The sequence below is a fragment of the Kitasatospora nipponensis genome (assembly GCF_039528135.1).
Classification (GTDB): domain Bacteria; phylum Actinomycetota; class Actinomycetes; order Streptomycetales; family Streptomycetaceae; genus Kitasatospora; species Kitasatospora nipponensis.
Genome location: NZ_BAAALF010000164.1, coordinates 1 through 18,998 on the forward strand (window position 1 = coordinate 1; position 18,998 = coordinate 18,998).

Consider the following 18,998-nt stretch of genomic DNA (forward strand, 5'->3'; position numbering starts at 1 on the left):
GGGCGGCGGCGGCCGGCTGGCTGCTGACCCGGCGCCGGCGCGAGCGGGTCCGCTCGCTCGCCCTGGGCGCCCTGCGGGCCGCCACCCTCGCCCCGCCCGCGGCGCTGTCGGCGGATCGCGCGCGGCCGGCGGAGGGGGAGCCGGCGCAGGTGGGGGAGGCGGCCGCCGCGGACACCCCGCACGGCGCCACCGCGCTGCGCCACCACTGACCCGCGCCCGCCCGGCCCCCTACGGCCGGGCGGGCGCTCCCAGTTCGCCCGCCTCCCGGTAGGCCGCCTCCGCGCTCGCCCGGGCCCGCGCGCGGGCACCCTCGGGGTCGGCCAGGGCCGTCCAGGAGACGCAGTACATCAGCAGCCGGCTGACGAAGTTGATCCAGAGCAGCAGCGCCACCGGGACGCCGAAGGCGCCGTACAGGCTCTTGCCGGCCACCGAGCCCAGGTAGGAGGAGAGCAGCAGCTTCAGCAGTTCGAAGCCGACCGCGCCGATCAGCGCCCCCGCCAGCAGGTCCCCGCGGTGCTGGCCGGTGATCCGCGGGAAGGGCCCGAGCAGGTAGAGGAAGAGCAGCAGGTCCGCACCGACCGCGATGACGAAGCCGGCGGCGGCCAGCAGGTAGTGCGCGGGCCCGCGGTCGGACAGGCCCAGGCCCTCGGCGAGCCGGCCGGCCAGCTGGGTGGTCACCGCGGAGGCGCCCAGCGAGAGCGCCGAGACCACGCCCAGGCCCGCCAGCACCAGGCAGTCCCAGCCCTTGCGCAGCAGTGGGTTGCCCTCCTCGGCGGGAAGCTGCCAGATGTCCCGGATCGAGCCGCGCATGGTGGCCACCCAGCCGAGCCCGGAGATCAGCAGCAGCAGGCCGCTGATCGCCCCGACCGTGGCCGCGTTGGCGATCAGCGAGTCCAGGTCCAGCGAGCCGGCCAGCCCCGGCACCTGGTCGGCGATCCGCTGCTTGAGGTCGTTCACCCGGGTGGGCGACAGGGTGGCCACCGCGATCGCCAACGCGACGGTGAGCAACGGGAAGAGCGCGAGGAAGCCGAAGAAGGTGACCGCGCCGGCCAGCCGGTTGCTCTTGGCCGCGGTGAAGTGCTCGTACACGCGGTACGGGCGACTGCGCAGCACGGTGGTGACGAGCGGGCCGATGACCGGCAGCCCGGTGAGGAATCCCATGCGCGACGCCTACCCTGACGGGGCGTCGAAAAGTCCTGGTTGATCGCACTTGCCCTGGAAAGCCCAGTGTGCGGCCCGCCCGGCGGCGTCCTGGGCCGCACCGGAGCCGTCCTCGGATGCGACGGGCGGATGACGGCCAGGTGGCGGACGGACGACGGGCGGACGGTGCCCCCTGGGCCGCTTGCGACGAAAGGTAGGATCGCCGGGTACCGCCTGTCCCGCGCCACCGATGCGGGGTCCACCACCAGGCCGTCGTCCGTCCCTGATGAAAGGCCCGCGCAACTGATGGCCCCCCGTCTCTCCGTCGTTGTTCCGATCTACAACGTCGAGCGGTACCTGGAGGAGTGCCTCGAATCCATCGCCGCCCAGACCATGAGCGATCTCGAGTGCATCATGGTCGACGACGGCTCGAAGGACGGGAGCGCGGCCATCGCCGAGGCGTTCGCGGCCAAGGATTCCCGGTTCCGGCTCGTCCGCAAGCAGAACGCCGGCCTCGGCGCCGCCCGCAACACCGGGCTGCTGCACCTCACCGAGGGCACCGAGTTCCTGGCGTTCGTCGACAGCGACGACACCCTGCCGCCGAGTGCCTACGAGCTGATGATCACCACGCTCGACGAGACCGGCTCGGACTTCGCCACCGGCAACGTGCTGCGCTTCCGCGCCGTGGGCCACTACCAGTCCGGCGGCCACTCCAAGCCGTTCCGGCACACCCGGCTGAAGACCCACATCACCGAGATCCCGGCGCTGGTCACCGACCGCACCGCGTGGAACAAGGTCTACCGGCGGACGTTCTGGGACGCGGCCGGCCTGCTCTACCCCGAGGGCATCCTGTACGAGGACGCCCCGGTGAGCGTGCCGCACCACTACCTGGCGCGCAGCGTGGACGTGCTCTCCGAGCCGATCTACCACTGGCGCGAGCGCGAGGTCGGCGAGATGTCGATCACCCAGATGCGCACCAACCCCAAGGGCCTGATCGACCGGGTCACCTCGATGGAGCTGGTGCGCGGCTGGCTGCTCAAGCAGACCGCGCCCAAGTTCAAGGAGTACCTGCGGGCCTACGACGAGAACAACCTCGTCGAGGAGATCCCGATGTTCTTCTGGTCCGTCGTGGACGGCGAGCAGGACTACCGGGACGCCTACCTGGAGTGCGTGGGCCGGCTGCTGCGGGCGATCGGCCCCGACCTGGTGCGCAAGCTGCGTGCCCCGCTGCGCCTGAAGTACCACCTGACCCTCGCCGGGCGGATCGACGAGTTCGTCGCGCAGATGCGCTTCGAGGCCGAGAGCAACGGTGCCGCCCCCGCCCGCGGCCTGCTGCGCCCCTACGCCGACTACCCCTTCCTGCGCGGTGGCCGCAAGAGCGTGCCGCCGGACGTGCTGCGCCTGGACAACGCCCTGGTGATGCGCACCCGCGTCTACACCTCGGCCTGGGAGGACGGCAAGCTGCGGCTGACCGGGCACGCCTTCCCCGAGCACGTCGGCGCGGAGGGCAAGCACGACCTGGTCCGGATGATCGTGCTGCGCGAGGCCAAGGGCCGGCGCATCGTGACCGTCTCCACCAAGAGCCAGTACGCCCCCGAGGCGACCGCCAGCTCCCCGCACGACATCTACAGCTGCGACTGGGCCGGTTTCACCACCCTGATCGACCCGGCCAAGCTGAAGAAGCGCGGCCAGTGGCAGGACGGCAGCTGGCGGGTGCTGGTGGCCGGCGCGGGCAAGGCCGGCGTCTACAAGGGCCGGATGTCCGGCGGCTGGACCGACAGCGCGCAGAGCTACCCGACCTTCTGGGCCGACGCCACCACCCGGATCGTGCCGATCCTGCGCGACGGCTTCCTGCACCTGGACGTCGAGACGCTGCGCGCGGCGCTGACCGAGCTGCACACCGAGGACGACACCGTCGTGCTGAGCGGGATCGTGCGCAGCAGCTCCGACCTGGCGGGCCTGCAGCTGCAGATGCACCACTCGGAGTCCGGCTCCAAGCTGACCTTCCCGGTGGAGTTCGGGGTGCCGGCCGGCCGGCCGGTCCCGTTCACCGCGCGGATCCCGATCGCGCAGCTCACCGAGGTGCGCGACCGGTGGAACGAGCTCGACCCGGCCGCCGCGGCCCGTACCGCCGACCACTGGTACGCCCAGCTGCTGCTGACCGACAAGACCGTGCTACCGATCATGGTCGACGACCGGGTGCCGCTGGAGCAGCTCGAGCTGCCGCTGGACCCGCAGGCCCCGGTCGGCACCGCGCGCGTGCTGGTCTCCAAGCCCACCGACACCGGGCACCTGCAGTTCTCCGACCAGCTGGTGCAGCCGGTGGTGGACCGGATCCAGGGCAGCGACGAGGACGGCTTCACCCTCGGCGGCCGCTTCCCGCTGCCCGGCGAGCACGCCTACGAGCTGGTGATCAAGCACAACTGGCGCGAGGAGGACTACACGCACCCGCTGGTGGTGCGCGAGGGCCGCTTCGAGGTGCGGCTGCCGGCCGTGCCGGTCGGCTCGTACTCGGGCCGGGTGCCGCTGCACAAGGGCACCTGGGAGGTCTTCTTCCGCCCGGTCGGCGGCGACCCGGAGCGCACCTGGCCCAAGGTCCAGGTCGCGCTGGAGGCCCACCACTCGCTGCCCGCCGAGATCAGCGCCCGCGGCAAGCAGGTGGTCCTGGAGCGCCGCTACTTCGACACGCTGTCGCTGGAGGCGCACTCCGACCTGGGCCCGCACGAGCGCAGCGGCTTCCGCCAGCGCCAGCTGCGCAAGGAGGTCTTCCCGGCCGCCCAGCGCAAGCCGCTGCGGGACACGGTGCTCTACAACGTGGCGCAGGGCGGCCAGTACGCCGGCTCCCCGCGGGCCATCCACGAGGAGCTGGTGCGCCGCGGCCTGCCGCTGGAGCACCTGTGGACGGTCGACGACCAGCAGGCCGACCTGCCGCAGAGCGCCCGCGCGCTGCGCCAGTGGAGCCCCGAGTGGTTCGAGGCGATGGCCACCGCCAAGTACGTGGTGACCAGCACCCACCTGCCCGACTTCGTCACGCCGCGCACCGGCCAGGTGATAGTGCAGACCTGGATGGGCACCCCGCTCAAGCGGATCGGCCACGACTTCGAGAAGATCTGGTTCATCGACAGCAACTACCTCAAGTCGCTGGACCGCGAGGTGCCGACCTGGGGCAAGCTGGTCTCCGGCAGCAGCTTCGCCACACCGGTCCTGCAGCGCGCCTTCCAGTACCAGGGCGAGATGCTGGAGACCGGATACCCGCACAACGACGTCTTCTTCGCCCCCGACCGGGAGAAGCGGGCGGCCGAGGTGCGCACCCGGCTGGGGCTGCCCGAGGACAAGAAGGTGGTGCTCTACGCGCCGACCTTCCGCGAGGACCGCAAGCGTCCGCACGGCGGCTACCAGATCGACCTGCGCCTGGACGTGGACGCGGCCCGCGAGGCACTGGGCGAGGACCAGGTCCTGCTGGTCCGCCCGCACGCCAACTGCCACGGGGTGATCCCGGGCTCCGGCAACGGCTACGTCTGGGACGTCTCGCGCTACCCGGACATGGCCGACCTGCTGCTGATCGCCGACGTGCTGATCACGGACTACTCGGCCTCCATGTTCGACTTCGTGAACACCGGCCGGCCGATCCTGTTCTTCACGTACGACCTGGAGCACTACCGCGACAACCTGTGCGGCTTCACCTTCGACTTCGAGCAGCAGGCCCCCGGCCCGCTGCTGCGGACCTCCGAGCAGGTGGTCGCTGCGCTGGGCTCGCTGGAGAAGGTCGCCGAGGAGCACCGCGAGGCCTACGCCCAGTTCCGCACCGCCTACTGCGACCTGGACGACGGCCACGCCGCCGCCCGGGTGGTCGACGGCATGCTGGGCTGACCGACCGCGCACCGACCCCGAGGGGTCCTCACGAACCGAACGATCCGTTCGCTCCGTGAGGGCCCCTCGGGGCTTTCCGGGGGTACCGGAGGCAGGCCGGGGGACCGGGGCCTACCGGGAGAGCCAGGTCGCCTCCGCGAGCGGCTCCGCGGCCCCGGCGACGGCCGGAGCGCCCTGCGGGTGGTCGACCGGACACGACTCGGCCGAGGGCTCGGCGGACGGCTCGCCGGCCGGGCGCGCGCCGGGCACGTCCGGCGCGTCGGGGCGCTCGAAGGGACCGGGGACCGGGAAGTAGGCCCGCAGGAAGCCGGTCACCTGCCGGTCCTGCTCCTCGCGCGGCACCTGGTCCAGGTCGCCGTCGTTGAGGCAGAAGGTGTCGATCCCACGGTCCCGGAGCAGCCCGGGCAGCTGCTCCAGGGCCGCATGGCGGTCCACGTCGACGTAGCGGTGCCCGATCCGGCCCCAGCCGACCCGGCTGGTGAGGTAACCCACGCTGACCGCCAGGGTGATCGGCGCGAGGTCCTCGGGGGCGCGGAAGGGCGTGCGCACCGTCTCGGCCAGTTCGACCGCGAAGGTCTCCGCGGTCTCCCGCAGCAGCGAGCGGGTCAGCGGATAGGGCGCGTGGCTCAGGGTGTTGGTGGTGTGCCGGCCGTACTCGCGCTGCACCAGGGCGCGGGTGTTCTTCTGCGCCGCGACGTACTCGTCGTCCTGACTGCTGACCGCGCCCGGCGGAATCACCCGGGAATCGAGGTTCACCAGCGGCGAGCCGTTTCCCTGGAAGAACTGTTCCGGGCGGACCGGACGGCCCAGGAACATGTCGTCGTTGAAATACAGGAAATGCTCAGCAAGCCCGGGAATCCTGTGCAGTTGGGATTCGATGGCGTGCGAGTTGAATACCGGCAGCGTGGACGGATCGGCGAAGAGCTCGCGGTGCGCGACGACCGTCACCCCCGGGTGCCCGGCCCGCAGCCAGGCCGGTGACTGGTCGTCAGTGACCAGGAAGACGTGCCGGATCCAGGGGGCGTACATCGCGATCGAGCGCAGGCAGTAGCGCAGTTCGTCCCGGCTGTGGAAGCGCTCGTCGCCGGCCCCGGTCGCTGGCGGCTCGCCCAGCGCCGCCACCACCGCCGCACGGCGCCGGCGCCAGGCCGGGTCGCTGCCGTCCACCCAGGTGATCACGGCGTCCACCGGGAAGGTCACGTCGTCGAGCAGCGGCTGGGCGAAGGCGGCCGGCACGGGGTAGTCGCGGCCGCCGATGCGCACCGTGCTGTCCGGCTCCAGCGAGGGGATCCACCAGCCGAAGGGCGGTTCGTGGATGGCCGCGATGGCCCCCGCGGAGGGCGCGGCCGAGTCCCAGAAGTCCAGGTCACAGCCGTGTTCGGGGCCGTAGGCCAGGGTCCGCGAGGTGGTCACCACCGGGCGGTACACCCGCACGCCCTTGACCAGGACCGCCGGCTCCTCCCCCGGCTGCTCGGCCGGCGCCTCGTCCCTCCCCTCCCCCGGCTCCCCCTCGCCCGGCTCCTCGCCCGGCTCCTCGCCCGACGGCCGGCCGGCAGGCGGCTCGTGCCGGGCCCGCTGCTCCTCGGCGTGGGCCCGCTCCAGAGCCACGACGCCGGCCGGCAGGCGCTCGGCCAGCATCGTGCCCAGCGTGACGTCGTGACCGAGCAGGTCGGCGTAGACCGGCCGGCCGGCGAAGGCCGTGGCGAGCGCGGTGAGCACCTCGGCGCGCCGGCCCGGCGGGATCACCACGCTCTGCCGGCACTCCTGGCCCGGCATCGGGGCGAAGGCCAGGCCGCCGGCCGTCAGCACCTCGGCGACCTCGGTGAAGCTGTGCAGGAAGGCGTCCCCGGAGAGCAGGTCGTCGCGCACCGCGGCCACCCGCCCGTCGTGCCGCACCAGGCCGGCGTCACCGTCGAGCAGCAACTCCTCACGCTCGCGCAGCAGTTCGGCCTCGATGCGGGCGGCGACGGCGGGGGCCGGCTCGGCGGGCGTGACGTCGGGCCCGGTTTCGGGGACCTGCGGGGTGGCGGCCTGCGGCGGGCCGGCCTGGTGCGGCACGCCGACCCCGGCCGCCGCGAGGGGCGAGGTCACCTCCCGCCCCGACCGTGCTCGCCGCGGTCCCACGACCCGGCGAAGGGCGGCTCGAGCCACTCGCCGGAACCAGCGGCGACAGCGCATCATCTCTCCAGACGGTGGGCACCCTGGCCGACAAAAGGCCCCCGTGGCCATTACCGGCTCAGTGTAGCGCTGAGTACACAGAGAGATGAATGAGAAAATAATAAAAGATTACTTGCAGGAATTCTTCATCATTCAATCGGGGAATTACTCAGCGCCGAACGCGTAACCGTGCCACGGCCGCCAGACGCCGTCGGCGCCGAACCAGGAGAGCGTGAATCCACCGACCGTGAAGGCCGCGTCGAAGAGCCGGGCCCGCGCGGAGGCGGCGTCCAGCAGTTCCGGCTCCAGCCCGTGCGCGAGGGTCACGTGCGGGTGGTACGGGAAGTCCAGTTCGCGGGCCAGCGGGCCGGAGCGGACCTCGGCCTCCAGCGTGCGGCACTCCTGGGCGCCCTCCTCGACCCGGACGAAGACCACCGGGGAGACGGGGCGGAAGGTCCCGCTGCCGTGCAGCAGCATCCGGAACGGCCGGTGCGCGGCGGCCACCGCCGCCAGGTGCGCGCGCACCGCCGCCAGCCGCTCGCCGGGCACCTCGGTCGGCGGCAGCAGCGTGACATGCGTCGGTATCGCCCGGGCGAGGGGGTCCCCGAGGGCGGCCCGGGCATCCTGGATCGCGGTGCCGAACGGCTCCGGCACGGTGACCGCGACCCCGATGGTCAGCGACGCGCCGGCGGCGAGGGCCTCGGCCAGGCCCCCGTCGCCGGCGGACACGGCATCGGGCATCAGCGCTTGGCGGCCGGCAGGAAGCCGATGCGGTCGTAGACCGTCGCCAGCGTCTCGGACGCCACCGCGCGCGCCTTCTCCGCCCCCACCGCCAGCACCCGGTCGAGCTCGGCCGGGTCGTCCAGGTAGCCGCGGGTGCGCTCCTGGAAGGGCAGCACCCACTCGGCGAAGAGCTCGGCCAGCTCGGTCTTCAGCGCGCCGTACATCCGACCCTCGAAGTGCGCCACCAGCTGCTCGATGCTCTGCCCGCTGAGCGCGGAGTGGATCTGCAGCAGGTTGGAGACGCCGGGCTTCTCCTGCTCGTCGTAGGAGACCACCGTGCCGGTGTCGGTCACCGCGCTCTTGAACTTCTTGGCGCTGACCTTCGGGTCGTCCAGCAGGTTGACCAGGCCCTTCGCCGAGGAGGCCGACTTGCTCATCTTGGCCGTCGGGTCCTGGAGGTCCAGGATCTTCGCGGTCGCCTTGAGGATGTACGGCTTGGGCAGCGTGAAGGTGGGCCGGTAGCGGGTGTTGAACCGCTCGGCCAGGTCGCGGGTGAGCTCCAGGTGCTGGCGCTGGTCCTCGCCCACCGGGACCGCGTCGGCCTGGTAGAGCAGGATGTCGGCGATCTGCAGGATCGGGTAGGTGAACAGGCCCACCGAGGTGCTCTCGTTGCCCTGCTTGGCCGACTTGTCCTTGAACTGGGTCATCCGGGCGGCCTCGCCGAAACCGGTCAGGCAGTTCATCACCCAGGCGAGCTGCGCGTGCTCCGGCACGTGGGACTGGATGAACAGGGTGCAGCGCTCGGGGTCCAGGCCCGCGCCGAGCAGCTGGGCCACCGAGACGCGGGCGTTCTCGCGCAGCACGGCCGGATCCTGCGGCACGGTGATCGCGTGCAGGTCGACCACCATGTAGAAGGCGTCGTTCGACTCCTGGAGATCGACCCACTGGCGCACCGCGCCCAGGTAGTTGCCCAGGTGGAACGAGCCCGAGGTGGGCTGGATGCCGGAGAGGACCCGAGGGCGCCCCTGCGCCTGACCGTTGACCGCTGCAGTGACCATGGGCGCCATTCTTCCAGCTTCGCGCGGCGCTCAGGACCCGGCTTCGTTTGGAGGTTCGGACAGTCGCGGGGCGCTGACCCGGACCCGGTCGATCCGGCGCCCGTCCAGCATCGCGACGGTCAGCAGCACGCCGTCGCCGGTCAGCACCTGGTCGCCGACCGCGGGCAGCTCGCCCAGCTCGGCCACCACGTAGCCGGCCACCGTCTCGTAGGGGCCCTCGGGCAGCGCCACGCCGGTCTCCTCGGCGAAGTCGGGCAGGTTGAGCAGCCCGTTCACCTCCACCCCGCCACCGGCCAGCCGGCGGGTCGCGGTGGTCTCCTGCGCGTCGTACTCGTCGCGGATCTCGCCGATCACCTCCTCGACCAGGTCCTCCAGCGTGACGATGCCGGCCGTGCCGCCGTACTCGTCCACCACCATCGCCAGGTGGTGCCCCTCGCGGCGCATCTCGCTCATCGCCTCCAGCACCTTCTTGGTGGCCGGCAGCAGCTTCACCGGCCGGGCGATCTCGCGCACCCGCACCGCGTGCTCGCCCAGCGCCCGGTACAGGTCGCGGACGTGCACGAAACCGACCACCGCGTCGTAGGAGCCCTCCACCACCGGGTAGCGCGAGTGCGGTGAGGTGCTGGTCTCCTCCCGCACCTCGGAGAGCAGCTGGTCGGCGTCCAGGAAGGTCACCTCGGTGCGCGGCACCATCACCTCGCGCAGCTGGCGCTCCCCCGCCGCGAAGACGTCCGCGATCAGTGCCCGCTCGTCCGTGCCGAGCTCGGTGTTGGCCGCCACCAGGCCCCGCAGCTCCTCCGAACTCATGCTGCCGCGCCCCGCGTTGGGGTCACCACCGAAGAGCCGCACCATGAGGTTGGTGGACCGGCCCAGCAGCCAGATCACCGGTCGCAGCGCCACCGACATCACGTCGACCACCGGCGCGGCCAGCAGCGCGATCGACTCGGCCCGTTGCAGGCCGATCCGCTTGGGGGTCAACTCGCCCAGCACCAGGGAGATGTACGAGATCACCAGGGTCAGCCCGACCAGCGCCACCGCGTCCGAGACGCCCGCCGACAGGCCCAGGTCGACGAAGACCGGGGAGAGCTTGCCGGCCAGCGTGTCGGCGCCGAAGGCGGCCGACAGGAACCCCATGCAGGTCACCCCGACCTGCACGGCCGCCAGGAACCGGTTGGGGTCGGCGGCCAGGTGGGCGGCCCGCGCGGCCCGCTTGGTGCCCTGCTCGGCGAGCGCGCGGATCTGGCCCTCGCGCAGCGAGATCAGCGAGATCTCGGCGATGTTGAAGAGCCCTCCGAGGACGATGAAGAGCAGGACGAGAGCGGCGTCCCCGACGGTTTCGTTCACGGTCGTCGAGTGTACGGCGAAGGCCGGCCACCCCTGCCGCGGGCGGGGGTGGCCGGCCTTCGCCGGACGTCGGGCGCCGGATGCCGGGCGCCGGGTGGTCGGGAGGTCAGCCGATGAGGCCGAGCTCCTTGACCGCGTCGCGCTCCTCGACCAGCTCAGCGACCGAGGCGTTGATCCGGGCGCGCGAGAAGTCGGAGATCTCCAGGCCCTGGACGATCTCGAACTTGCCGTCCTTGGTGGTGACCGGGAAGGACGAGATGATGCCCTCCTCGACGCCGTAGGAGCCGTCGGAGACGATGCCCATCGAGGTCCAGTCGCCGGCCGGGGTGCCGTTGACCCAGGTGTGGACGTGGTCGATGGCGGCGTTGGCGGCCGAGGCGGCCGACGAGGCGCCGCGCACGTCGATGATCGCCGCACCGCGCTTGGCGACGGTCGGGATGAAGTCGTTCTCGATCCAGGCCAGGTCGCTGCCGGTGGCCTCGAAGCCGCTCTTGCCGGCGATCTCGGCCTGGAACAGGTCCGGGTACTGGGTGGCCGAGTGGTTGCCCCAGATGGTGACCTTCTTGATGTCCTCGACGGTGACGCCGGCCTTCTTGGCGAGCTGGGCGACCGCGCGGTTGTGGTCCAGGCGGGTCATCGCGGTGAACCGCTCGGCCGGCACGTCGGGCGCGTTGCGCTGGGCGATCAGGGCGTTGGTGTTGGCCGGGTTGCCGACCACCAGGACCTTGATGTCGTCCGCGGCGTGGTCGTTGATCGCCTTGCCCTGCGGGCCGAAGATGCCGCCGTTGGCCTGCAGCAGGTCGCCGCGCTCCATGCCGGCGGTGCGCGGGCGGGCGCCGACCAGCAGGGCCACGTTGGCGCCCTCGAAGGCGGTGGCGGCCTGGTCGGTGATGGTGATGTCACGCAGCAGCGGGAAGGCGCAGTCGTCGAGCTCCATCGCGACGCCCTCGGCGGCCTTGAGACCCTGCGGGATCTCCAGCAGGCGCAGGTTCACCGGCACGTCCGCGCCGAGCAGGTGGCCCGAGGCGATGCGGAACAGGAGCGCGTAGCCGATCTGGCCGGCCGCGCCGGTGACGGTGACGTTGACGGGGGTGCGAGTCATGGTGATTACCTTCTCCAGCAGATCGCCAGGCGCCCCAGGCACGCCGGCGCGCTGGAGCCGAGGATGTTTTCTCTCGACATCGAGAGAACCGGCGTCAGGTTATCGCAACGCCGGGCCCTCGGCGCGCGTCCGGTCGTGGCTGGTGCGTCACAGCCCGACCCCGGGGTTCAGTGCCGGCGCCCGATGAGCTTGCCGATGTCCTCCAGCATCCGCAGCCGCAGCCACGGGTCCGGCTGGGCCATCAGGGCCAACAGGATGATCACCGCCCCGAAGAAGAGCAGGACCGGCACGTCGGTGAACCTGCTGCGCACCGCCAGCAGCCCCACCTCCGGCACCGCCAGCCGCAGCAGCGCGCCGAGCAGGAAACCGCCGCCCATGGTCAGCAGGCCGTAGCGGAAGTGGCCGGACCAGGTGACGGCCAGGCCGGCCGCCACCACGAGGACCACCAGCGTTATCGGCCACTGGCGCACCGGCAGCGAGTGGCCGCGGTCCATCGCCGCTCCGGAGCCCTCCGGGGGCAGCGTGCCGGTGGTCCTGGCCGGCCGCCGGCGCGAGGACCGGCCCGTACGTACCGCGCTCATTCCTGTTCCCTGGGGATAGAGACCGCTCTGGGTGGACTACGAGGATCCCGCGCACCGGGCCGGGCGGGCCCGGCGCGCGGGGGGGGTGCCGGGCAGGCCCTGGGCCCTAGCCGGCGACCTGGCGCTCGGCCGCCTCGACGATGTTGTTGAGCAGCATGGCGCGGGTCATCGGGCCGACCCCGCCCGGGTTCGGCGAGAGCCAGCCGGCCACCTCGGCGACCGCCGGGTGCACGTCGCCGACCAGGCCGGCCTCGGTGCGGCTGACGCCGACGTCCAGCACGGCCGCGCCGGGGCGCACGTCCTCGGCCTTGACCAGGTACGGCACGCCGGCCGCCGCCACGATGATGTCCGCGCGGCGCAGGTGCGCGGAGAGGTCGCGGGTGCCGGTGTGGCAGAGCGTCACGGTGGCGTTCTCGCTCTTGCGGGTGAGCAGCAGGCCGATCGAGCGGCCGACGGTGACCCCGCGGCCGACCACCACGACGTCCGCGCCGTTGATCTCCACGTCGTGACGGCGCAGCAGTTCCACGATGCCGTAGGGGGTGCACGGCAGCGGGCCGTCGATGCCGAGCGCGAGCCGGCCCAGCGAGGTGGGGTGCAGGCCGTCGGCGTCCTTGTCGGGGTCCATCAGTTCGAGCACCGGGTTGGCGTCCAGCCCCTTGGGCAGCGGGAGCTGGACGATGTAGCCGGTGCAGGCCGGGTCCTCGTTGAGCTCGCGGACCACGGCCTCGACGTCGGACTGGCTGGCGGTGGCGGGCAGTTCGCGCTGGATGGAGGCGATGCCGACCTGCGCGCAGTCGCGGTGCTTGCCGCGCACGTAGCTGTGGCTCCCCGGGTCGTCACCGACCAGGACGGTGCCGAGACCGGGCGTGATGCCGCGCTCCCGCAGAGCCGCCACGCGTACGGCGAGTTCGGACTTGATCGCGGCCGCGGTGGCCTTGCCATCGAGAATCTGGGCAGTCATGCCCCTATCCTCCCGGATCGGCGGCACTGCTCGACACGCCACCGTCCCCCCTGGGACCGGGTTTAACGGAACGTGTGGATCCGGTTGCAGTTCCGCCACAGTTGTGTCCGCGCCACGCCCCGCGGCTGGACAGTGCGGCGGGCCACCGCGACCATAGGCGTCGAGCAACAGTCTGAAGCCCCCGACCGTACGGCGGACGGCGGGCGAACGGGGGAAGAAACACCGTGAGCAATCCGTACCAGCAGCCCCAGGGCCCGTACGGTCAGTCGCCGGGCTACGGGCAGCAGTCCGGCTACGGGCAGCAGCCGTACGGTCCGCCGCAGCAGCAGCCCGGCTACCCTCCCCAGCAGCCGGTGTACGTCCAGCCCGGGTACCCGCAGCAGCCCCCGCCCGGCTACCCCGGCGGCCCGCTCAAGCCGACCCAGAACAACCTGGCGATCGCCTCGGCGGTGATCGGCGGGTTCGCCCTGTTCGGCATGTGCTTCTTCCCGGCCCTGCTGCTCACCCCGGTCGGCCTGGGACTGGGCGTGGTGGGACTGGGCCGGGCCAAGACCACCGGACTCGGCAAGGGCGCCGCGATCGCCGGCCTGGTGATCAACACCATCGGCTTCCTGATCATGGTGGTCTACATCATCTTCTACGTCATCGCCTACAAAAAGGGCTGGTGACCGCCCCACTGCGGCCGGTCCGCGCGGCGCGCACCGGACCGGTCGCACGACGCACCGCGCTGGCCCGCACGGCGTGGCGCTGCGCGCTGGCGGCCGGCGCCGCCCTCGCGGTGGCCGCCCTGCACGACACGCACGACCCGGGGGTGCTCTGCCCGCTGCGCCGCCTCACCGGCATCCCGTGCCCGGCCTGCGGGAGCACGACCGTCTTCGTCGAGGCCGGCCACGGCCACTGGGCGGCCGCCGTCGCGGCCAATCCGGTGACCGTGCTCGCGGTCCTCGCCCTGCTGACCGCCCCGCTGGGCGGCGGCGCCCGCTGGTGGGCGCTGTCACCGCGTCAGCGCGGCACCCTGATCGGGACCGGCCTGGCGGTGGCCTGGTTCTGGCAACTCAACCGCCTGGGTGTGGGCCTGTCATGACACCCCACTAGTCTCACCGGCTGTCACATCAGTCCCACCAGCACCATCCGTTCCGCCTGTCCCCACCGTTCCCGGCTGCTTCCGAGCAGCCATCGCCCGGAGGCCCACGTGTCCTACCCGCCCGATCCCAACAACCCCTACGGCCAGCCCCAGCAGGCCCCGTACGGCGTCCCGCAGCAGCAGAACCCGTACGGCCAGCCCCAGCAGCAGGCCTACGGCTACCCGCAGCAGGCCGCTCCCGGCTACGGCTACCCGCAGCAGGCGGCCCCGGGCTACGGCTACCCGCAGGCCGCCCCGCCGGTACTGGCCAGCTGGGGCGCCCGGGTCGGCGCCAGCTTCATCGACTTCCTGGTGGTCGGCCTGCCCTCGACCATCGGGACCATCATCGGCATCGGCATGGTGGCGACCTCGGTGGCCAAGAGCGTCACCAACTGCCCGACCGACTCGTACGGCACCCCGATCTGCCCGACCCCCTCCAGCGGGATCACCGGCGGCGGCATGGCGCTGATCCTGATCGGCTCGCTGCTGAGCCTGATCCTGGGCATCTGGCAGCTGGTCCGCGAGGGCAGCACCGGCCAGACCATCGGCAAGAAGGCCGTGGGCATCCGGCTGGTCCGCGAGATGGACGGCACCACGCTCGGCTTCGGCCTGGCCTTCGTGCGCCGCATCGCGCACGCCCTGGACTCGCTGCTCTGCGGCATCGGCTACCTGTGGCCGATCTGGGACGACAAGGGCCAGACCTTCGCCGACAAGGTCTGCAACACCCTGGTGATCCGCGCCTGACGGCCGACCACCTGACGTCCTGACACCCCGACGGGCCGTGGCGGGGGCCACGGCCCGTCGGGGTTCCCGTACCCCGGCCGGCGCTCCGGCCCGGGTGGCGGGTGATCAGCGGGTGATCACGGGTGCTCAGCGGGTGATCACGGGTGCTCAGTGGAAGAAGTGCCGCGTCCCGGTGAAGTACATGGTCACCCCGGCGGCCGCGGCGGCCGCCACGACCTCCTCGTCGCGCACCGAACCGCCCGGCTGCACCACGGCCTTCACGCCCGCGTCCAGCAGGATCTGCAGGCCGTCGGCGAACGGGAAGAACGCGTCGGAGGCCGCGAACGAGCCCACCGACCGCTCGCCGGCCCGCTCGACCGCGAGCTTGGCCGAGTCGACCCGGTTGACCTGGCCCATCCCCACGCCGACCGAGGCGCCGTCCTTGGCGAGCAGGATCGCGTTGGACTTGACGGCCCGGCAGGCCCGCCAGGCGAAGACCAGGTCGGCCAGCTCGGCCGGCGCCAGCGCCTGCCCGGTGGCCAGGGTCCAGCCCGCCGCGTCGTCGCCGGCCGCGTCGATCCGGTCGACCTGCTGGACCAGCAGACCGCCGCTGATCCGGCGCGCCTCCAGCCGCTCGGCGGGCGCCTCGGGGGCGCGCAGCACGCGGATGTTCTTCTTGCGGGCCAGCACCTCCAGCGCGCCGTCCTCGTAGCCGGGCGCGACGACGACCTCGGTGAAGATCGGGGCGATCTGCTCGGCCAGCTCGACCGTCACCGGGCGGTTGACCGCGATCACGCCGCCGAAGGCCGACAGCGGGTCGCAGGCGTGCGCCTTGCGGTGCGCCTGCGCCACATCCGCGCCGGTCGCGATGCCGCACGGGTTGGCGTGCTTGATGATCGCCACCGCCGGGCCCTGGTGGTCGTAGGCGGCGCGGCGGGCGGCGTCGGTGTCGACGTAGTTGTTGTACGACATCTCCTTGCCGTGCAGCTGCTCGGCCGAGGCCAGCCCGCCGGTGCCGTCGGTGTACAGCGCCGCGCTCTGGTGCGGGTTCTCGCCGTAGCGCAGCACGTTCGAGCGCTCCCAGGTGGCGCCGACGAAGGAGGCGAACGCCTGGTCGGTCTCCGTGTAGCCCGAGTCCTCGAACCAGGAGGCGACCGCGACGTCGTAGGCCGCGGTGTGCGCGAAGGCCGCGCCGGCCAGCCGCTTGCGGGTCAGCAGGTCGAAGCCGCCGCCCTGGGCGGCCGCGAGCACGTCGGCGTAGCGGGCCGGGTCGACCACCACGGCGACCGAGGGGTGGTTCTTGGCCGCGGCGCGGACCATGGAGGGGCCGCCGATGTCGATCTGCTCGACGCACTCGTCCGGGGTGGCGCCGGAGGCGACGGTGGCGGTGAACGGGTAGAGGTTCACCACGACCAGGTCGAACGGCTCGATGCCGAGCTCGGCCAGCTGCGCGCGGTGCGACTCCAGGCGCAGGTCGGCGAGCACGCCGGCGTGCACCCGCGGGTGCAGCGTCTTGACGCGTCCGTCCAGGCACTCCGGGAAGCCGGTGAGCTCGGAGACCTCGGTCACCGGGACGCCGGCCGCGGCGATCCGGCCGGCCGTGGAACCGGTGGAGACGATCGCGACCCCGGCGGCGTGCAGGCCCTGGGCCAGCTCCTCCAGGCCGGTCTTGTCGTACACGCTGATCAGCGCGCGGCGGATCGGCCGGACGTTCTCGGAGACGGGCGGGGTGGTGCTGTGGGCGGAGCTCATGCCGGGATCCAAACCTTTCGGTCCTCGATGCGGTGGCCTTCGCGGGCGAGTCGGCCCACGACGTCGACGAGCAACTGGCGCTCGACAGTCTTGATGCGCTCGTGCAGCGCTTCGCCGCCATCGGCGTGGTCGGCGTCGGTGACCTCCACGACGCCCTGCGCGATGATCGGACCGGTGTCCACCCCGGAGTCGACCAGGTGGACGGTGCAGCCGGTCACCCGCACGCCGTACGCGAGGGCGTCGGTGACGCCGTGCGCGCCGGGGAAGGAAGGCAGCAGCGCGGGGTGGGTGTTGACGATGCGTCCGGTGAACGCGGCGATGAAGTCCGGGCCGAGGATCTTCATGAAACCGGCCGTGACCACCAGGTCGGGACGCTGCGCACGGACGGAGGCGGTCAGCGCGGCGTCCCAGGCGGTCCGGTCCGGGTAGTCCTTGACCCGGTGCACGAAGGTCGGCAGGCCCGCCCGCTCGGCCCGCTCCAGGCCGGCGATGCCGGACCGGTCGGCGCCCACGGCGACGATCTCGGCGCCGTACCCGCGGTCGGCGACCGCGTCGATCAGCGCCTGGAGATTGGTGCCCGAGCCGGAGACCAGGACCACCAGTCGGGCCGGACGGTCGGAGGGGGGCGGGAAGGCGTACGAGGATGCGGCGGCCACTGCGCGGGTCTCCGTATGTCGGGTGCCCGCCCGCTGGTACATCCACCGGCGGTGGGGCCACTACGGACGGGCTGCAGGTCGGCGGTCGGCTGGTGCCGGGAATCGGTCCCGCTGCGCTGCGGGCCCCGGGATCCCGGGAGAGCTGCTGACCGTCACCACGATAACGGCTGGTTGAACGGGGTCTGTACCTGGGATTCTGCATGACGCGCGTAGATGAGAGCGGGATCTCGTCCCGGCCCCGATCACCCGCCCCCGCGGGCGGCGGCGGGCCGGGACGCTGCGGTTTCGCATCGAACGGCAGGCCGCCCGTGCCCGGTGGACGGCCTGCGGGATCATGGGTGCAGTGACCGCCGCGCGCGCGTGGCGGTCCGACGCGGCCGGCTCGGCGGCCGCTGGCCCGGCTCCAGCGGACGCCCGACGACGCCCGACGACGACGATGAGGATCCCGACCACCATGAGCAGCGGCAACAACAGCGACGAGCGCAACCCCTTCGCGCCGCCGCCGCAGGATGCTCCGGACCAGCCGTGGCGGCCGCGCCTCCCGCAGGCGCCCGCGCCCGGCGGCGACGGGTCCGCGCCCGGGTCCGACACGCCGTCGGGTGAGGAGCGGCCCTCGCGGCCGCCGGTGCCGCCGCCGCATCCGTGGAGCCCGAACTGGCAGGGCGGTGGCGGGCCCGGCTGGCCCGAGCGCCCGCAGGGACCCCAGCAGCCGCGCTTCGACCCCAACGACCCGGTGCACCGGCGCTCGCGCTACGCGCTGGCCGGCGGCATGGCCGCGCTCTTCTGCGGGCTGAGCGGGATCCTCTCGCTCGCGCTGCTCTTCGGCGCCCTCGCGCTGTACTGGGGCGTCAGCGCCCTGCGCGCCTCCGGCCGGGACGCCGGGACGGCGGGAGCCGTGGCCGTCGGGGCCGCGGGGGCCGGGGCGGACCTGGAGCGGGACGGGGAGCCGGACGCGGTGGCGGGCGGCGACCCGCAGGGGGCGCCGCCGGTCGGCTGGCCCTACACCCAGCGCAGCCGCCCGCAGGTGCCCGCCGCGCTCGGCGGTCTGATCACCGGCGGGGTCGCGGTGGCCCTGGTGCTCGGCTCGTTCGCCCTCGACCTCGCCTACCGCCCGTACTTCACCTGCGTCCAGGACGCGCTGACCACGACCGCCACCCAGAGCTGCGCCGACCTGGCCCCACACTGGGTCTCCACGTACACCGACCCGCAGGGCTGATCCCGCACGGCGCCCGGCCGCACCACCCGGGCCGCCCGTGTTCACTCCTGACCGGCCCGCGGACGGCGCAGCCGGTCCGGCCACCGGCGCACCCACCCGGCGGGCCGCCGCAGCCACTCGGGTCGCCGCGGCCGCCCGAGCGCCCGCACCCGCTCGACGGGCCACGCCCACCACCGGGGCCGGCCCTCGGCGGTGGCCCGCGTGGTGTCCTCGGGGGTGCCTTCGGCGGTGGCCTCGGGGATCGGCTCGCCGATCGGCCGGGACCGGTGCCCGAAGCGGCGCCACGGGCGGACCGAGGCCGCCGGTCCGGCGACCGCGGCGACCGCGGCGGCCCCGCTCAGCACGGCGGCCCCGGCCGGTGCCGCCCACGGCCGGTGCAGCGGCGACCACGGGCCGAACTCCAGCTCCGCCGGCTCCCCGGCCGGCCCCAGGCCGCGGCGCAGCAACCACCAGCGCACCGCCGGCGCCCCCGGCACCGCGACGAGCGCCAGCCAGCCGGCCGCCGCCGCCCCCGACCAGCCGGACGGGCCCAGCTGCGCCATCCGCCCCGCGCCCAGCGCTCCCCCGGCGAGCCAGCAGGCCGGCTCGCCGA

General features: G+C 73.0%; 16 protein-coding genes and 1 pseudogene. 6 read left to right on the top strand and 11 right to left on the bottom strand.

The window, feature by feature from the left end; translation table 11 throughout:
• Positions 1-209 (top strand): hypothetical protein (locus tag ABD323_RS31415; protein ID WP_425556222.1); only part of this gene is annotated, 209 nt, incomplete at its 5' end.
• Between the two features lie 19 nt (positions 210-228).
• Here ABD323_RS31415 and ABD323_RS31420 read toward each other — a convergent pair.
• Entirely contained in the window at positions 229-1,161 is a 933-nt protein-coding gene (locus ABD323_RS31420; protein ID WP_344445434.1) for a YihY/virulence factor BrkB family protein, read from the bottom strand.
• Between the two features lie 285 nt (positions 1,162-1,446).
• On the opposite strand from ABD323_RS31420, the gene ABD323_RS31425 reads away from it, so the two are divergent.
• On the top strand, positions 1,447-5,010 hold the full coding sequence (locus tag ABD323_RS31425) for a bifunctional glycosyltransferase/CDP-glycerol:glycerophosphate glycerophosphotransferase (protein ID WP_344445435.1): 3,564 nt from the start codon (positions 1,447-1,449) through the stop codon (positions 5,008-5,010).
• 111 nt (positions 5,011-5,121) lie between these two features.
• Here the strand turns inward: ABD323_RS31425 and ABD323_RS31430 are convergent, their stop codons facing one another.
• The 7 genes from ABD323_RS31430 to ABD323_RS31460 form a co-directional block, all read right to left on the bottom strand.
• Positions 5,122-7,101, bottom strand: coding sequence for a stealth family protein (locus ABD323_RS31430; RefSeq protein WP_344445436.1), 1,980 nt, complete (start codon positions 7,099-7,101; stop codon positions 5,122-5,124).
• 231 nt (positions 7,102-7,332) lie between these two features.
• Positions 7,333-7,908, bottom strand: coding sequence for a 2'-5' RNA ligase family protein (locus ABD323_RS31435; RefSeq protein WP_344445437.1), 576 nt, complete (start codon positions 7,906-7,908; stop codon positions 7,333-7,335).
• Positions 7,908-8,948 carry a tryptophan--tRNA ligase gene (trpS, locus tag ABD323_RS31440; RefSeq protein WP_344445438.1) on the bottom strand — a complete coding sequence of 347 codons (1,041 nt, stop codon included), beginning with the start codon at positions 8,946-8,948 and terminating at the stop codon, positions 7,908-7,910. Before trpS ends, ABD323_RS31435 begins: the two co-directional genes overlap by 1 nt.
• Before the next feature lie 30 nt (positions 8,949-8,978).
• The gene (locus tag ABD323_RS31445; protein ID WP_344445439.1) at positions 8,979-10,292 is read right to left on the bottom strand and encodes a hemolysin family protein; all 1,314 of its coding nucleotides are present in this window, start codon (positions 10,290-10,292) and stop codon (positions 8,979-8,981) included.
• Between the two features lie 106 nt (positions 10,293-10,398).
• On the bottom strand, positions 10,399-11,394 hold the full coding sequence (locus tag ABD323_RS31450; protein WP_344445440.1) for a malate dehydrogenase: 996 nt from the start codon (positions 11,392-11,394) through the stop codon (positions 10,399-10,401).
• Between the two features lie 167 nt (positions 11,395-11,561).
• Positions 11,562-11,975 (bottom strand): DUF3017 domain-containing protein, encoded by a 414-nt coding sequence (locus ABD323_RS31455; protein ID WP_344445441.1) that lies wholly within the window; start codon positions 11,973-11,975, stop codon positions 11,562-11,564.
• A gap of 106 nt (positions 11,976-12,081) precedes the next feature.
• Positions 12,082-12,936 carry a bifunctional methylenetetrahydrofolate dehydrogenase/methenyltetrahydrofolate cyclohydrolase gene (locus tag ABD323_RS31460; RefSeq protein WP_344445442.1) on the bottom strand — a complete coding sequence of 285 codons (855 nt, stop codon included), beginning with the start codon at positions 12,934-12,936 and terminating at the stop codon, positions 12,082-12,084.
• 224 nt (positions 12,937-13,160) lie between these two features.
• Here ABD323_RS31460 and ABD323_RS31465 point away from each other — a divergent pair, with 224 nt between their 5' ends.
• The 3 genes from ABD323_RS31465 (at position 13,161) to ABD323_RS31475 (ending at position 14,803) form a co-directional block, all read left to right on the top strand.
• Positions 13,161-13,604, top strand: coding sequence for a hypothetical protein (locus ABD323_RS31465; RefSeq protein WP_344445443.1), 444 nt, complete (start codon positions 13,161-13,163; stop codon positions 13,602-13,604).
• Positions 13,601-14,020 (top strand): DUF2752 domain-containing protein, encoded by a 420-nt coding sequence (locus ABD323_RS31470; RefSeq protein WP_344445444.1) that lies wholly within the window; start codon positions 13,601-13,603, stop codon positions 14,018-14,020. The genes ABD323_RS31465 and ABD323_RS31470 overlap by 4 nt, the downstream gene beginning before the upstream one ends.
• 108 nt (positions 14,021-14,128) lie before the next feature.
• A complete protein-coding gene (locus ABD323_RS31475) occupies positions 14,129-14,803 on the top strand; it encodes an RDD family protein (protein ID WP_344445445.1) in 675 nt (224 codons plus the stop codon).
• Positions 14,804-14,950: 147 nt separating this feature from the next.
• On the opposite strand, the gene purH is transcribed toward ABD323_RS31475, so the two are convergent.
• Both purH and purN read right to left on the bottom strand, forming a co-directional pair.
• Entirely contained in the window at positions 14,951-16,534 is a 1,584-nt protein-coding gene (gene purH, locus ABD323_RS31480; RefSeq protein WP_344445446.1) for a bifunctional phosphoribosylaminoimidazolecarboxamide formyltransferase/IMP cyclohydrolase, read from the bottom strand.
• Positions 16,531-17,190: a phosphoribosylglycinamide formyltransferase gene (gene purN / locus ABD323_RS31485; protein ID WP_344445447.1), complete on the bottom strand. Its 660-nt coding sequence runs from the start codon at positions 17,188-17,190 to the stop codon at positions 16,531-16,533. Before purN ends, purH begins: the two co-directional genes overlap by 4 nt.
• Before the next feature lie 454 nt (positions 17,191-17,644).
• Here purN and ABD323_RS31490 point away from each other — a divergent pair, with 454 nt between their 5' ends.
• A complete protein-coding gene (locus ABD323_RS31490) occupies positions 17,645-18,406 on the top strand; it encodes a hypothetical protein (protein WP_344445448.1) in 762 nt (253 codons plus the stop codon).
• A gap of 41 nt (positions 18,407-18,447) precedes the next feature.
• Here ABD323_RS31490 and ABD323_RS31495 read toward each other — a convergent pair.
• A pseudogene (locus ABD323_RS31495) lies at positions 18,448-18,998 on the bottom strand (hypothetical protein); the annotation flags it as partial.